Origin of the sequence: Aeromonas sp. 30P, assembly GCF_051919805.1 — a bacterium.
GTDB lineage: Bacteria > Pseudomonadota > Gammaproteobacteria > Enterobacterales > Aeromonadaceae > Aeromonas > Aeromonas veronii.
Window position 1 is genome coordinate 3,900,841 of sequence record NZ_JBQBEA010000001.1, and the last position, 14,247, is coordinate 3,915,087.

13 protein-coding genes are annotated in these 14,247 nt (G+C 50.4%); 10 read left to right on the forward strand and 3 right to left on the reverse strand.

Annotation, left to right across the window (positions count from 1 at the left end):
- Nucleotides 1-30 precede the first annotated feature (30 nt).
- Nucleotides 31-444 (reverse strand): CBS domain-containing protein, encoded by a 414-nt coding sequence (locus ACTG2B_RS18180; RefSeq protein WP_439996569.1) that lies wholly within the window; start codon nucleotides 442-444, stop codon nucleotides 31-33.
- 154 nt (nucleotides 445-598) lie between these two features.
- Between ACTG2B_RS18180 and ACTG2B_RS18185 the strand changes: the two genes are divergently transcribed.
- The 7 genes from ACTG2B_RS18185 (at nucleotide 599) to ACTG2B_RS18215 (ending at nucleotide 8,278) form a co-directional block, all read left to right on the forward strand.
- Nucleotides 599-2,509, forward strand: a complete 1,911-nt coding sequence (locus ACTG2B_RS18185) for an ABC transporter ATP-binding protein (protein WP_439996570.1) — start codon at nucleotides 599-601, stop codon at nucleotides 2,507-2,509.
- On the forward strand, nucleotides 2,502-2,963 hold the full coding sequence (locus ACTG2B_RS18190; protein ID WP_439996571.1) for a DUF2390 domain-containing protein: 462 nt from the start codon (nucleotides 2,502-2,504) through the stop codon (nucleotides 2,961-2,963). The genes ACTG2B_RS18185 and ACTG2B_RS18190 overlap by 8 nt, the downstream gene beginning before the upstream one ends.
- The gene (locus tag ACTG2B_RS18195) at nucleotides 2,957-3,811 is read left to right on the forward strand and encodes a 23S rRNA (adenine(2030)-N(6))-methyltransferase RlmJ (protein ID WP_439996572.1); all 855 of its coding nucleotides are present in this window, start codon (nucleotides 2,957-2,959) and stop codon (nucleotides 3,809-3,811) included. Before ACTG2B_RS18190 ends, ACTG2B_RS18195 begins: the two co-directional genes overlap by 7 nt.
- Before the next feature lie 732 nt (nucleotides 3,812-4,543).
- On the forward strand, nucleotides 4,544-6,406 hold the full coding sequence (locus ACTG2B_RS18200; protein ID WP_439996573.1) for a UvrD-helicase domain-containing protein: 1,863 nt from the start codon (nucleotides 4,544-4,546) through the stop codon (nucleotides 6,404-6,406).
- Between the two features lie 82 nt (nucleotides 6,407-6,488).
- Nucleotides 6,489-6,833 carry a hypothetical protein gene (locus ACTG2B_RS18205; RefSeq protein WP_439996574.1) on the forward strand — a complete coding sequence of 115 codons (345 nt, stop codon included), beginning with the start codon at nucleotides 6,489-6,491 and terminating at the stop codon, nucleotides 6,831-6,833.
- Nucleotides 6,834-6,956: 123 nt separating this feature from the next.
- The gene (locus ACTG2B_RS18210) at nucleotides 6,957-7,562 is read left to right on the forward strand and encodes a hypothetical protein (protein WP_439996575.1); all 606 of its coding nucleotides are present in this window, start codon (nucleotides 6,957-6,959) and stop codon (nucleotides 7,560-7,562) included.
- Nucleotides 7,563-7,663: 101 nt separating this feature from the next.
- Nucleotides 7,664-8,278, forward strand: a complete 615-nt coding sequence (locus ACTG2B_RS18215) for a hypothetical protein (RefSeq protein WP_439996576.1) — start codon at nucleotides 7,664-7,666, stop codon at nucleotides 8,276-8,278.
- 231 nt (nucleotides 8,279-8,509) lie between these two features.
- Here the strand turns inward: ACTG2B_RS18215 and ACTG2B_RS18220 are convergent, their stop codons facing one another.
- A complete protein-coding gene (locus ACTG2B_RS18220; protein WP_439996577.1) occupies nucleotides 8,510-8,716 on the reverse strand; it encodes a hypothetical protein in 207 nt (68 codons plus the stop codon).
- A gap of 191 nt (nucleotides 8,717-8,907) precedes the next feature.
- Between ACTG2B_RS18220 and ACTG2B_RS18225 the strand changes: the two genes are divergently transcribed.
- Both ACTG2B_RS18225 and ACTG2B_RS18230 read left to right on the forward strand, forming a co-directional pair.
- Nucleotides 8,908-9,273: a DUF2061 domain-containing protein gene (locus ACTG2B_RS18225; RefSeq protein WP_040099042.1), complete on the forward strand. Its 366-nt coding sequence runs from the start codon at nucleotides 8,908-8,910 to the stop codon at nucleotides 9,271-9,273.
- 185 nt (nucleotides 9,274-9,458) lie between these two features.
- On the forward strand, nucleotides 9,459-10,055 hold the full coding sequence (locus ACTG2B_RS18230) for an MliC family protein (protein WP_439996578.1): 597 nt from the start codon (nucleotides 9,459-9,461) through the stop codon (nucleotides 10,053-10,055).
- A gap of 39 nt (nucleotides 10,056-10,094) precedes the next feature.
- On the opposite strand, the gene ACTG2B_RS18235 is transcribed toward ACTG2B_RS18230, so the two are convergent.
- Nucleotides 10,095-11,270 carry an aspartyl protease family protein gene (locus ACTG2B_RS18235; protein WP_439996579.1) on the reverse strand — a complete coding sequence of 392 codons (1,176 nt, stop codon included), beginning with the start codon at nucleotides 11,268-11,270 and terminating at the stop codon, nucleotides 10,095-10,097.
- A 633-nt stretch (nucleotides 11,271-11,903) separates the two neighbouring features.
- On the opposite strand from ACTG2B_RS18235, the gene ACTG2B_RS18240 reads away from it, so the two are divergent.
- Complete coding sequence (locus ACTG2B_RS18240) at nucleotides 11,904-14,165, forward strand: tetratricopeptide repeat protein (protein WP_439996580.1); 2,262 nt, start codon at nucleotides 11,904-11,906, stop codon at nucleotides 14,163-14,165.
- Nucleotides 14,166-14,247: the final 82 nt, after the last annotated feature.

Consider the following 14,247-nt stretch of genomic DNA (forward strand, 5'->3'; position numbering starts at 1 on the left):
CTCTATCAGCTAGTGGCGATAAGCGTTGGCTCAAACCAGCGCGTCACTCTCCAGCGCAGCCTTGAGAAAATCTTTCCAGCTGATGATGCCGACCAGGGCGCCATTCTCCAGCACCGGCAGGCAGGAGACCCCCTCCTCCAGCATCAGCTTGACGCCGTCGCGCACGGTGAGATGGGGAGCGATGGTAACGGGGTGGCGGCTCATGATCTGGTGGGCCCGCTTGTTGAGGGTTTCGGTATCGCGGCTCATCTCGGCTTCGGAGTCGAGATAGGGGCTGATGGCGCGGAACAGATCCCGATCCGAGATGACCCCCACCAGCTCCTCCTCTTCCAGCACCAGCAGGTGGCGAAAGTGTGCCTGCTCGAAGATATCCTTGATGACACTGAGTCGATCATCCATTGAAACGGTGGCGACCCGGGTCGTCATAATATCCCTGATATGCATGCTAACCTCCCGTAACCAAACTGGTTTCTCTGTTATGGCATGTTTTTGCAGCGCCAGCCAGTGGCCAGCCCTCCGCTACAGTGCAAATCAGCGTCATTTCACGTAAGATCCGCGCCAGTTTTTCTCCTCCATTTTGAGCAAGCAGATCCCACCCATGATAGTTGCCAGTCAAATCGAACTGATCCGCGGCGGCCGCAAGCTGCTGGACAACGCCTCCGCCACCATTCACCCCGGCCACAAAGTGGGTCTGGTGGGCAAAAACGGCTGTGGCAAGTCCACCTTTTTTGCACTGGTACGGGGCGAGCTGGCCATCGACAGCGGCACCTTCAGCCTGCCCGCTGGCTGGCAGATTGCAGGCGTCGCGCAGGAGACCCCGGCGCTCGACTGCTCCGCGCTCGAGTACGTGATCGACGGCGACAAGGAGTTCCGCTCGCTGGAAGCCCAGCTGGTGCAGGCCGAACAGGATGACAATGGGTTGCTGGTAGCCGAGCTGCACGGTCGCCTCGATACCATCGGCGCCTACAGCATTCGCGCCCGCGCCGCCGAGCTGCTGCACGGCCTCGGTTTCAGCGACGAGCAGCTGAGCTCGCCGGTGCGCAGCTTCTCCGGTGGCTGGCGCATGCGCCTCAACCTCGCTCAGGCGCTGCTCTGCCGCTCCGATCTGCTGCTGCTCGATGAACCGACCAACCACCTGGATCTCGACGCCGTCATCTGGCTGGAGAAGTGGCTCAAGGGCTATCAGGGCACGTTGGTGCTCATCTCTCACGACCGTGATTTCCTCGATTCGGTCATCAGCCGCATCATCCATATCGAGAACGGCAAGCTCAACGAATACACCGGCGGCTACTCCGACTTCGAACTGCAGCGCGCCGAACATCTGGCCCAGCAGCAGTCGATGTACGAGAAGCAACAGCGGGAGATGTCCCACATGCAGGCGTATGTGGACCGCTTCCGCTACAAGGCCTCCAAAGCCCGTCAGGCCCAGAGCCGCCTGAAAGCGATGGAGCGGATGGAGAAGATCCTGCCCGCCCACGCAGACTCCGAATTCAGCTTCGAGTTTCGCGAGCCGTCTGCCCTGCCGACCCCGCTGATCGCCATGGAGAACCTCAGTGCCGGTTACGGCGACAAGGTGATCCTGGAGAAGATCAAACTCAATCTGGTACCGGGTTCGCGCATCGGTCTGCTCGGTCGTAACGGCGCCGGCAAGTCCACCTTTATCAAGATGCTGTCCGGCTCCAACCCGCCGCTCTCCGGCAAGCTCGAAGTGAGCGCCGGGGTGAGCATCGGTTACTTCGCCCAGCATCAGCTGGAGACCCTGCGTCTCGATGATTCCCCGCTCGATCATCTGGCCCGCCTCGCGCCGGACAAGACCGAGCAGGAGCTGCGCAACTATCTGGGCAGCTTCGGTTTTCATGGTGACAAGGCGCTCGACAAGGTAGCCCCCTTCTCCGGTGGCGAAAAAGCACGGCTGGTACTGGCGCTGATCACCTGGCAAAAGCCGAACCTCCTGCTGCTGGATGAACCGACCAACCACCTGGACCTGGAGATGCGCCACGCCCTCACCATGGCGCTGCAAGGCTTCGAAGGGGCCATGGTAGTGGTCTCCCACGACCGTCACCTGCTGCGTACCACCACAGATGACTTCTATCTGGTGCACGGTGGCCGGGTCGAGCCGTTCGACGGCGATCTGGACGACTACCACAAGTGGCTCGGCGAGCAGGAGAAAGAGGCCAACGCCAAACCGGCCGATGGCCCCATCTCTGCCAACTCGGCGGTAGCGCGCAAGGATCAGAAGCGGCGCGAGGCGGAGTTCCGCCAGCAAACCCGTCCCCTGCGCCAGAAGCTGGAAAAGCTCGAAGCGAGCATGGAGAAACTGCAAGGCAAGCTTGGCGACATCGAGAGCCAACTGGCCGACCCAGCTATCTACGAAGAGAGCGCTAAAACCAAGCTCTCCGAGCTGCTCAAATCCCAGGGCCCCCTCAAGGAGCAGCTGGAAGAGGTGGAGCTGGAGTGGATGAGCCTCTCCGAAGAGCTGGAAACCATGGAGCAAGCCTTCTTTGCGTGACGAACAGCTGATAGCCAGCGAGCGGGTCGCGGTCCACGAATTGCCGACGCCGATCGGCTTCTGGCACTGGAGCGGCAAAGTCTATGGTGAACGCAGCCAGGATTGGCTCACCGTGCAGGAGCAGGGGGGCAACGTCAATCTGGCGCTGCTGCTGCACCGGCTCGATCAGCTCGGCATCGTGGTCGATCTCACCGACCTGCAACCGGCGCTGGTACAAACCGAAGCGGTGCTGACCCCGTGGCGCGCCCTGCGCCAGAGCGCCAAGACGCGACTCGACGAGCAGCAGTATCAGTCGATGCTGGCCCACGAACTGGAGCTGGAGCGGCTGCAACAGGGCGTCCTGTTGCAGACCCTGCGCAGCCTCTCCCTGTTTCGCGGCAACAGCCGCAATTTGTTGAACTATCTATCGTTACTGGGTGCCCAGCAGGGCCCCCTCAGAGATCTAATATGCTGAGCTACCGCCACGCCTTTCACGCCGGCAACCATGCCGACGTGCTGAAACACGCCGTTCAGGCCCTGATCATCGAGTCCCTCAAGAAGAAGGAGAAACCCTTCATCGTGCTGGACACCCATGCCGGTGGCGGTCTCTACGACCTGCGCGGCGACTGGTCCCAGAAGAAGGCCGAGTATGCCGACGGCATCGGCCGCCTGTGGGACGAGCGGGCCCAGTGGTCTGCCATGGCCCCCTATCTCTGTGTTATCGAGGAGATGAATCAGAACGGTGAGCTGTACTACTACCCCGGCTCGCCGGAGCTCTCCCGCCGCCTCACCCGCGAGCAGGACAAGCTGGCGCTGATGGAGCTGCACAACAACGAGGTCGAAGACCTGCGCGCCAACATGGGATATGACCCCCGCGTCGCCGTGCACCACCGTGACGGCTTCGAGGGGCTGATCGCCCTGCTGCCACCGACCCCGCGCCGCGGGCTGGTGCTGATCGACCCGCCCTATGAGCTCAAGGAAGATTACTTCGCCGTGGTAGACACCCTGAAAAAGGCGCAGAAACGCTGGGCGACCGGCATCTACGCCCTCTGGTATCCGATCCTCGGGCAAGAGGCGGACAAATCCCGCGACATGCTGCGCGCCATCAAGCGCGAGAACTTCGGCAACGTCCTGGTGGCCGAGCTGGAAGTGGCCGGTCAGACTGCCGACTGGGGCATGAACGGCTCAGGTATGCTGATCATCAGCCCGCCCTGGATGCTGGACGAGCAGATTGAAGCCTTCCTCAAACCACTCTGTGCCAAGCTGGCACAGGGCACCGGTGCCCAGTACAAGGTGGAGTGGCTCAACAAGGCCGCAGAGTAGACCCGCACCAGCTCGCTCCGGCGCCCGGCCAACGCGCCAGCAAGTAGCTCACCCAAGCCGTTCACAGTGGCGACATGGCCAGCAAAGAGAAGCCCCGTTCAGGGGCTTCTTGTTTTTTACCTGCCAGCGCTTTTATCCACTAACTGTTTTCCTCACCAATGGTGGCCACGGCGGCCACGCATCCCCTCTGCACACCAGACCAGCAGTTATTGATTAATTAATTGATCTGACTCAGGAATTCCCCGCATACCTCTTTCCCTTGGCCAATAGGCCAGTACTATAGCCAATTGGCAACAAAGCCTCGTAGGAGTCACCCCATGAGCCATGCCAACCCCATCCCGTTGGTTAAACGCAGCAGACTGGAGGCTGTAATTCAGGGGCGGTAGCCATGCCGGATGGAATGGATAAGCGAACGTTGCCCACGACTGCCCAGTCAACATGGTGACAGTCTTATGCTGATTTATGACCCGCTCACGCAGGCGTGCTTTGGCGGTGCTTGCCAAGAGTGCGCTGAGCACTGATTTTTCACACAGTAGTAACGGTGGCGCAAAAAGAGGAAGTCAAGCGAATACGCTCAGCATAAGAAGCAAACGGGTAACATTATGATTTAATGGTTGTTTTTACTTGGCGGCAGTGGAAATGTTACGGAGTTATATGGAATGCTCCGCTAACGGATTAATACCGCCTTCCATCTAATCACTATTAGACCGCAAGGCAGGAGTTCACGAGAACGTGGAGCGATTCGTATCACCACCGATTGACCAATTGGAGAAGCTTCGTCAGCCACTGACCGCGGGCGAACGGCTCGTGTTCGATCTATTCAACGAGAGATTGGCGCCCGAATGGGAAATATACATCCAGCCACACCTGAATGGCCTGAGGCCAGACTTCGTTCTTCTAAATCCAGATGTTGGAATTGCTGTATTTGAAGTTAAAGACTGGGACCTTGATGCAATGCGGTACTGGACTGAAAAGAGAGAAGGAAAGGCTCCCAAACTATGTGCAAGCGACGGAAATAAGTCATTCTCAATTCAAAGCCAAAACCCCATCGAGAAAATATTTAGATACAAACAAGAAATCCACAATCTTTACTGCCCAAGGTTGAATGGACAAGCGGGTTTCGCCACCATCACTGCGGGCGTGATATTCCCATTTGCAAGGCAGGGGCAAATAGATATATTGCTGCAACCCTGCCTTGCTTATAGAGGCATGCTCGATTGGCCTCAATACAACCCGGTCTCTGGCGCTGAAGCGATTTCAGGAGCAAGACTTGATCTGGTATTTCCAGAAAGTCGACGATCTTCTTCAAAGTTCATGACAGAAGATCAAGCTAACGACATGAGAAATTGGCTTATTGAGCCGGATTACTCTTCCACTCAACGAAAGCCAATCGAGTTGGACGCAGCACAAAGAGGTTATGTAACCTCGCGCACCCAATCCGGCTACAGACGAATCAAAGGCCCGGCAGGTTCTGGGAAATCTCTAATTCTTGCCGCCAGAGCGGCACAATTGCTTGGCGAAGGCAAGGAAGTTCTCGTTGTAACCTTCAATATTACTTTGCTTCACTACCTGATGGATGTAGCGGTGAGGTGGCCCAATGCTCATGGGAGGACAAGACAAGGAATAACCTGGTTGAACTTCCACGCTTGGTGTAAGCGGGTCTGTGAAGAGTCCGACCACGAGGACGAATATCGCGATCTTTGGAAGGGCGGCGAAGGGCAACAAGGGCATGTTCTAAGCACGCAACTTCCTGCGCTCGTCGCCAGTTGCATAGATAGCGACGATGAAAACGTTATACAACGATATGATGCCGTGCTTGTAGACGAGGGGCAGGATTTTCTTCCCACTTGGTGGAATGTATTAAGAAAAGTGTGTAGAGCAGGCGGAGAAATGCTGCTTGTCGCTGACGCGACGCAGGACATCTATGGGACTGCTCGATCCTGGACGGACGAAGCTATGACTGGCGCGGGATTTCCTGGTGGTAGATGGGCAGAGCTTCAGACGTGCTACAGACTCCCACCTACAGCAATGGAAACCGCAAGAACCTTTGCTAGCAATTATTTGCCCAGGGACACTGTTGACCTACCAAACGGCATTCAAGGCGAGCTTGATCTATATCCGTGCCAACTACGATGGGTGCAAATTTCTTCTGGAAATGACGTACAGGTCTGCACAGAAGAGATTCTTAAAATGGCTCCCAGAGCCAAAGAAGACATTTTGGCCATTACAGATATCACATTCTTAACAGGCACTCAAAGTATGGGTGCCGCTGTGGTAAGTGCTCTCGAATCAAATGGCGTTAACGCAGTTCATACATACAGTCCCGACAAAAAGGAATCGCGCCGGAAGAAGATGGGGTTCTACATGGGGGACGCTAGAGTTAAAGCAACAACGTTGCATAGCTTCAAGGGTTGGGAGTCCCGCGCAATCGTTCTATTCATAGGGGGAAAGATTGACAATCAGGCTCTTGCATTGATTTACACGGGGCTCACACGACTCAAGCGGCACGAAAAGGGGAGCTATCTAACGGTCGTTTCAAGCGCCAGTGATCTCGCAGATTTCGGCAAATCATGGTCGAATTATGAAGAGAGATAAACTATGCGAGTTGCGGTCTAACAATTCGTTCAAGCCGACGCCGTTTCGCGGCGCGGCTTAACTCAAGCGTTAGGCGCACAAGATGATCGAGTTTAACGGTAAAGAAATAAGTATCGAGAAGGCAAAGATATCATTGCCTTACACGATACTTGATGCTGAAGCGTCAGGCGGAAGAATCTTTGTAATCTATGACTACATGGAATTTCCGATGGATGCGCCAGCAAGAAATTTGGTGTGTATCGATGAAGATGGTAAAGAACTTTGGGTTGCTGGCAATCCAACCAATCAAAACAACGACGGCTATACCAACTTCAATCGCACGGTTAGCTCGATAAAAGACTGTATCGCAGCAAACAACTTTGCTGGGTATCTGTGCCAAGTAAACACATTAACAGGTGAGTTAGCTGATGTGCAGTTCACCAAGTAACTCGCCTAACAAGGCCACACAGGCCGGACAAAAACTCGCTGTCACTTTTTTTGCAAACGGCGCAACAAAAGCGCCATCAACTTTTTGCCGCTGGTGGCGGCGTTAAATTTCAAAGGAGAGGCTGTGCATTGTACAAACTGTGGTAAGGAAGCATCTCATGAAGATAACTTTTGTGGGAAATGCGGCAAATCTTTGGCTTCTAAAAGCTCAGCATCAGGAGATGGCAGCGTTAATATTGCAGGAAGTAATAATTTCTCAAACAGTACGCTCCATGTAGGTGACGTATACGAAGGAGAGAAGCCGGAAGATAAAGCCTATATTGACCGAATATATGTAAAGCCAGCCACTATTTTAGGCAGCCCTGTTAAAACATCCTGGCTTATTGTGTCTGGCCTAATCGGCTTCATTGGAAGCTTTGCTTCTATCTTTAGCGTACTAGGTAGCTCTTGGCAGTTCCTGTTTATAATTATCGCCGCCATCAGCATGTTCCTTCTCATGAATGGAGTTATGCTATGGAAAACTCGCTTCTCAAGGCTCAAGTGGTTTAATTTTGAGTCAAATAAAGAGGGGGAAGTGTTTTTAACAAAAATCGGAGGTAACTGCCCTAAATGTGATGGCACACTAAAGTTGGCAGATATTCAAATAGCGAAAGATCGATACAAAACTTATGTCCGCTGCAACAGAAACAGTGATCATATCTGGAATTTCGACCCTACGGTGCTGGACTGAAATTTAACAAGCGGTTCAATTCGTTCGCTGCGCTCACTGGGACCGGCTAAAGCCGGCCCCTTAACCTAACGTTATATTTTGGGTAAGGTTAGGAGGTTTAATTGAGTTTTATTACAACTGTACGTCAATTTTTAGGTCAAGATCCCAAACCAGTCTTTGACCATATTAGAAATGTTGGTATTTCAACGGCAATTATCTTAGGTGCCAGTATCCTCTACTCCAAAAAAGGGACCTTCGGAGAGCAGGATTTAACAGGATTTTATGTTCTAGTTTCAATATTGCTATCTACCGGTTCTTTCTTGTTCTTGTTGAACATGAATCATGCAACAAGAACTATTTCCACATCTATTTTGGGGCGTCAGGTAGGCCTTAAAGAACGCTTAAGTATTATTAAGAGAATCTATAAAGCGCGTAAGAAAGTAAAACTTTCCACATACAAAAAAATTCGAGATTTCTATTTTAAGGAGTGGTTAGCTCAGTTTGTTGCAATGTTTTATTACTTAGTCATTGGCGCTGTTGTTTTTTCATATGTTCTTTCATCTGGGGTGTTGGATTTTTCTACTAAGACTCAAGAACCAGTACTCTATATGAACGTAGAAAAAATCACAGAAACGATTAAGGATAAGCAGCAAGAAATCTCAACCTTGTCTGATGAGGTTGTAAAACTTCAAGCAGAATTAGATGCACTTAAATCGCCCGCAGAGACAAAAATATAACAAAGCATTTAAGAGTGATTCCCAACGCTTGGCATTTTTCATTCCATCGTGGGGTTTTGTGTTTACAACAAATCTGGGACACCCACCTTTTTGAGCAAGGCGTAGCAGAGCCCGAACCCAAAAGATGGGTGTCCAAGGTCTTCTGCTCACCGAGTTCAAACGCAAAAGCCCCATCACGGGGCTTTTTCTATTGGTGCAGCTGGTGTGTGCGGCAGCCTGAACCAGCGCGCCCTATGAGCGGGCGGGCAGATCCTGTTTCAGCGCAACCAACAACAGGGCCAGCAGGCCAAAGGGCGGAAACAGACAGAGTAGGGAGCAGATAAAAGTGATCAGCGCCGGATGCTCGCTCTTGCGGCGCGCCAGTCGCCAGGCGATGAGGCCGACAATGACCATCAGCAACGCAATGAACTGGCCAAGCAGGGTGGCATTGATATTCATGAAAGATCCTTTTTCATGGGCAAGTGTGAAGAACCTGTACTTTATCGCCTTGGTTGCGATTGGCAACCGCTGAACCGCACCGGCCACTCGCCCGTTGATAGGTTCTCTCTATTTTGGCAATAGATGAGAATAGTTTTCATTTAATCTCGTTTCGGTGGATACTCTCATCATCAACAGAGGGAGCCGCCATCATGAAAAAGACCATCAGCTTTGCCATCCTGCACTTCGGTGTTGCCTTTACCGTGGCCTACCTGCTGACCGGTGAGCTGCTGACCGCCAGCCTGATCGCCCTGATCGAGCCCGCCGTCAACACGGTCGCCTTCTACTTTCATGACCTTGGCTGGCACAAGCTCAAGCCAAATCACAGCCTGCAGGCCAAGACCAGCAGCTTCGCGGTGGTCCACTTTTCGGTGGCCTTCGGGGTGGCCTTCCTGCTGAGCGGCGAGCTGCTCACCGGCGGCGTGATGGCGATGATTGAACCGGCCATCAATACCCTGGTGTTCTTCTTCCACGAGCGGCTGTGGCGCGCCCGCAGTCAGCAACTGGCGCTGGCCTGATCGACCGGGCAACCCGCCTCCCCCTTTATCGCGGCCACAAAAAACCCGACATTCCGGCCAAGAGTGTCGGGTTTGTCCGTTTGGCAGCCATTCAGCAGTGCAAGTGCGTTCGGCTCCCCTGCTGCATTGCCCTGTAGAGTGTGCTGTAGTAGGCAGATATACCCCCTCATTGCTGGAATCTATCGATGAACAAGACCTTGCTTGCCGCCCTGCTGTTTGCCCCTCTGCTGGCCAGCGCCGCAACCCCCTCCTTTGACTGCACCAAAGCCTCCGGGTCGGTCGAAACCCTGATCTGCAAGGATGCCGGACTGGCCGCCCTTGATAGCGAACTGGCGGCCCTCTACCCCAAGGCGATTGCTGCACTCTCTCCCGAACAGCTCAAGACAGAGCGCGCCATGCAGCGCGGCTGGATCAAGGGTCGCAACGACTGCTGGAAGGGGCAGGATCTGCGCCAGTGTGTGGAGGATAACTACCTACTGCGGATCACCGAACTGCAGATCAGCGGCGGCCAGCTGATGGTGCCGGCTCCGGTCAACTACCAGTGTGGCAAGAGCGTCACTCTCTCCACCTACTTCTATAACGATGCCAAGCTGCCCGCCGCGGTGATCAACCTGAGCGAGGGCGACAAGCAGCAACAAGTGCTCGCCTATGAAGCCCCCAGCGCCAGCGGCGCCCGTTATGAAGGGCAAAACCTCACCTTCTTCACCAAGGGGGACGACGCCACGTTGGAGCGTTACGGCCAGCCAACCCTCACCTGCATGGAAAATCCAACCAAGGGCTGAGGCTAATAGGGGCGGCTCGTCATGCCGCCCCCACCTTGACTAGATAGCGATATCCAGCGGTTTTCCTTCCCGCACAATCCGCAACTTGAGCGACTCCGGCTTGCTAGTGCTGAGCAGTTCACGCACCTTGTCGATCTCGAGGGGACGATAAGCCACCCCGTTGATCTGCTCCAGAATGTCGCCGTTGGCCAGACCATAGGGGGCAAGATCCCGTTCGTCGCTGTAGTAGACCTGCAGATGCTCGCCATCAAAACGCACCCCGATATTGCGCAGGACTGGCGGCACTTTGCGCGCCAGGCTGTCGGCGTCGTAGCAGAGCATCATCCGCCCGGGCATGATCGCAAAGCGATTGAAGCGGTTAACAAAATCCAGCCCCAGACCATACTGCTCATTGCTGTTTTCCGACACGCGCAGCTCACCGAGCTGGCGCTCATCAAAGTGCAGGCCGGTGAGGATGTGTTCACGCCCCTCCACCATACCGCTGGCGTCCACCCCTTTGCGTGGCATCGCATCTTCGCCAGAGATCGCCTTCTGGCTGGCCATAAAGTCGATAAAGGCATGATCGGCATAGCTCTGATCGGCCCCGGTATCGAGATACATGCGCACGCTGCTCTCGCCGTAGGTCAGATACACTGCCGGGGAGCGGTTGTAGCTGTCTTCATAGCCGATGCAACGCTCGAAGGTGGCTGCCGACGGAGCCGTCAGCGAAGCCGTGAGCAGATGCCTGTCGCGATCAAACACCCAGTTGAAACGGCGGATGGTGTCGATCCCGAGGATGCCATCGATACGGCTGCCGAGAGACTGGGAGAAAAGATCGAAATCAATAGTTGCCCACAGCTCGCTGTCATCAATGGTGACCGACCCCAGCGAGAAGGGTTGCGGCTCAACAAAGCCAAGCTGCTCGCTGCCCAGTTGGCTCGACACGCTGCTCACAGTGGCAAAATCAGCCTGATAGGCCCTGGGCAATTCGCTTAAGGTCAGCGCCTTGAAACGGCTGGCCAGACGACGATCGATAAAGGTGATACTGGCCCCGGTATCCAGCAAAAACTGGTACTGCTCACCGGCGATGGTGACGGGGATCAGGGGGGCATTTTCGTAATGCACTGTCAGCACCGGGCCGGGTGCATTGCGCTTGGTGGATGAATCCGGGGCTGTGCAGCCTTGGACGACGAACAGGGCCAACATGGCCAGCGCCACTTTGAACTGCGACTTCATAACTCTCCTTCCCGATAGCAGATGCCCCCTCGACGCCACCGCAAAATGCTATCTTGTTGATTTATAGATAAATAAGCTATTTCAGCGGGGAATGCGGACAATAACAAAGAGTTTTATGCTGGTTCAAGCCGGATATGACCATGAATATTCTATGGGGTTAGCTCAAGAATGGTTGTTCACGCTATCTCGGCACGTCATCAATCGTAGGCGACATTTGATTAATTTATTGATCTTGCACAGAAAATCTCAATATTGAGCTTTCTCTCCACAGCGCCATGGTTAATATTGCCATTTGGCAACACTTGCCTCGTCAGAGTCTCCCATGAGCCATGCCAACCCCATCCCGTTGGTGAAACGCAGCAGACTGGAGGCTGAAATTCAGGGGCGGTAGCCATGCCATATCTCGCCCGGTCCCTTTTTGATCCAAACAAACTGACCGGCAAGCCGCTGACTCATCCACAACATGCAAATCAAGGTGGTGTATGGAAACACAAACTTTGCAGATTGTTCAGGACTTAAATAATTGGCAATCGACAAATTGTCTGTATTTAGGCAGCTAATTAAGTCAGAGTCATTTAAATCACTCCCCTGATTGAATTAACACTATTCTATCACTCGCCATAGAACCATAACATGAACCATAAAGAAATTGCCGATGCAATTAGAAACAAAAAATTCTCAGAGCTTACCTTATTAGATTGCCCTATTTTGTTAGAGCAAAACAAATATTATTATGGATTTCGCTATTTTTTACTAGATGCAAAAGGCATTGATACATCTACAGCACTGGATGACATACTTAAAAAACATGGAAGTCTAAGTAAAGCATATGAGTATCTAGGGACGATAGCTAGAGATATCTATCCTAATATTGGAGATGAGTATATATCCGAATCATATTTTCAACGAGCAGTTTATTATGATATAAACAATACTAATGCTTGGTGGAGTCTATATCATTTAAACAATGACAGCGATGCGTTTTTTAAATCACTGAAACTAGATTATGACGCCAATAATTTTGGCTTAGTGTCAAAAAAACTGAATGATACATATCTGTCTCTTTCTTATATGCCCTCCGATCGTCAACGCAAAGATGACTGGTCTTTTCTTCTTCAAATAACCCAAGATGATAGGGTATCTCTAAATGATAATGGTAAACAAATCTTGGCACTGGCATATTTTCATCTAGGTGATTTTGAAAATGGCATAGATATAATAAACTCCCTCAGCAAGGTACACTTAAATATTGCCAGCAAATATTACACTGCACATAAAATAGATAAAGAAACCGTAATATCAAAAATTTCAATACATGAAAAAGCAAGATTTTTGCTCGAAGAGCCTGAAAAACTATATAAAGAATATTTGGATGATGTAAAAGAAAGTGAACAATCAATATTAAAGTCATCATTAATGGAGATAGCATTTAAGGCAAAACTCCATTCAGATGTCATAAAAATTTACTGTACTAACCAAGAGAGTGATGAACCTTTCACATATAAACTTAAATCTAAGACGCTCTTCGCTATTTCAAAATTTTTATTGGGTGAGAATATTGACAATGGTATATTGCAAGAGATAAAAAATCGCTCACATATTATTGATATTGAAAGCACTGGCCTCTATAAGGTGTTTTTACTAGCCATGCATTTAAATACGCTAGAAGGATACTTCGCTGAACATAGAGTCTTAGAGACCCCCATTCATTTCAATCATGAATATCAAAGTGCTCAGGAGTTGTTAGATGACCCCGAGTTGACAGCTCACTTTTTATATGATGACCTGTATCAAAAATATAATAAGCTAGAAGAGGACTGGAATTACACGCAAAGCACTAGCAATTTAAAACAACTATTAGAAAAAGAAAGCGATAGTTTATCAAAAAACGAAAGAATAAATATCTTCCGTTTAGAGATACAAAATGAAAATTATGAAAGCGCCTTTAAAAGGATAAATGAATTTCATGATAGATATGAGCCAACGATAACTACTTATAATTTACTTGGCGTTTGCCTAGAAAGGCAAAATCAGTATTCTGATGCTTATCATTACTATAAAGCTGCATTAGAATTAATGAAAAAACACTCTGAATATAGTTATGTTATTATTGGCAATTATTTAAAATGTGCGAACAAAATAAAACAAACCATACCTGAAGGTGAATACAGCTCACTAAGAGAAAAACTAAATTTAGGTTTGGTGAGTGAGTTTATATGGAATATGTCTATAGGTGGTAGACATCGCATTATTTACAAATACTACCCGTTCAATATAAACACAATCGATGCTCTAGTTAATCAATATTTTTATTTTCCGTCAAAAGATCATCTTAATGATCCTATTGAGCTTCCAACCCTAGATGGCATAGGGGGAGATCAGTTAATAGACAGTGATTACAGAATCTGCTCATTCACCGATAACAACAATTCTATGCTAATGTGGTCTCATTATACTCAAAACCATGAAGGCATTATGATTGAATATAAATTTGGACATGAATTACCGGAGGGAGTTGGTGTTAGTAAAGTTGAATATACAAACGAGCATAAAAGAAACAAAGAGCAGAGTAAATATTTATTCAACCAATATTTATTAACTAAAAATAGAGATTGGTCATATGAAAAAGAAATTAGACTTATATCTTATAAAAGAGATAAAGTTTATTTTGAGAAATGCAATCACATTCAACGAGATAGAAATAAAATACATGCAGAAATACTAAGCATTACTTTAGGATGTAAATTCCCTGAAGCAAAGTTAAATCTTATCAAAAACATAATATCCACCATTAACAACAGAAAGGGCGCACATGAACCCAAAATAAAAATGCGAAAGGCCATGATATCTAAAGACGATCCATTTAAATTGGAGTATTTCGATCTTAACTTATAGGTTCACAATGATTCTATACACCGACAAAAATTAAACTGTGAAAACACGTCAATTTATTACTCCATCACATCCTTCTATATTT